The 1,200-nt window shown below is 44.2% G+C and carries 1 protein-coding gene; it reads left to right on the forward strand.

Annotation, left to right across the window (positions count from 1 at the left end; all coding sequences use genetic code 11):
• On the forward strand, positions 1–1,200 hold a 1,200-nt coding region (locus RMZ43_RS35875; RefSeq protein WP_428851010.1), incomplete at both ends, for a condensation domain-containing protein.

Here is a 1,200-nt window from a genome sequence, read left to right on the forward strand (position 1 = left end):
TCTTTTGCTCAACAACGGCTATGGTTCCTGGCTCAGTTAGAACCAGGCAATCCCTTCTATAATATTCCCGGTGCAATTCGCTTGCAGGGTCAACTCAACCAACAGGCACTACACGATAGCCTCAACGAAATACTGCGCCGTCACGAAGTCTTACGAACAAATTTTCAGACAGTCGCAGGGCAAGTAATACAAGTTATTTCATCAGTCACACTTATATCATTTCCCATCATTGACCTCAGTGAATTAACTGGTGAAGAACAAGAAGCTCTTGTTAAACAACTAGCACAAACAGAAGCACAGCAACCTTTTAATCTGGAAACTGACCGGATGATTCGGGCAAAGTTGCTACGCCTCGACCAACACGAACATGTGCTGCTGTTGACATTCCACCACATCGCCTCCGATGGTTGGTCAATCGGTGTATTTGTATCTGAACTGTCTGCACTTTATTGTGCCTTTTGCAATGGACAAATTTCACCTTTGGCTGAATTACCAATTCAATACGCAGACTTTGCAGCTTGGCAGACCCAGTGGCTGACAGCAGATGTACTCGATTCCCAGCTTGCTTACTGGCAAAACCAACTGCAAGACGCACCAGCAGTCCTAGAATTACCCACTGACTACCCAAGACCGGCTATCCAAACCTTCCGGGGTGCTAACTATACTTTCCAGATATCTCCACAACTGACAGTTGCACTGCAAAACTTCAGTCAGCAACAAGGCTGTACCTTGTTTATGACAATGCTGGCAGCATTTAATACCTTGCTTTCCCGCTACAGTGGCAGTGAAGATATTGTTGTAGGTTCGCCAATTGCCAACCGCAACCATGCCCAGATAGAAGAGTTAATTGGCTTTTTTGTCAATACCCTAGTACTGCGAACCAAACTGGAAAGCAATTTGACTTTTGAGCAGTTATTAACTCAAGTGCGTGAGGTTGCTTTAGAAGCTTATGCACACCAGGATTTACCCTTTGAGTTGCTGGTGGAAAAATTGCAGCCACAACGCTCTTTAAGCCACACACCTCTATTTCAAGTGATGTTTGTGCTGCAAAATGCACCAATGTCAGAGTTTGAGTTGCCTGGTTTAAACTTGAGTGTTGCTGTCAGTGACAGCAGTACAGCGAAGTTTGATTTGACTTTGTTTGTAGAAGAGGTAAATTCAGGACTAAAAGCGACTTTTGAGTACAATACCGACTTGTTT

The sequence above is a fragment of the Nostoc sp. CmiVER01 genome (assembly GCF_034531135.2).
Taxonomy (GTDB): domain Bacteria; phylum Cyanobacteriota; class Cyanobacteriia; order Cyanobacteriales; family Nostocaceae; genus Nostoc.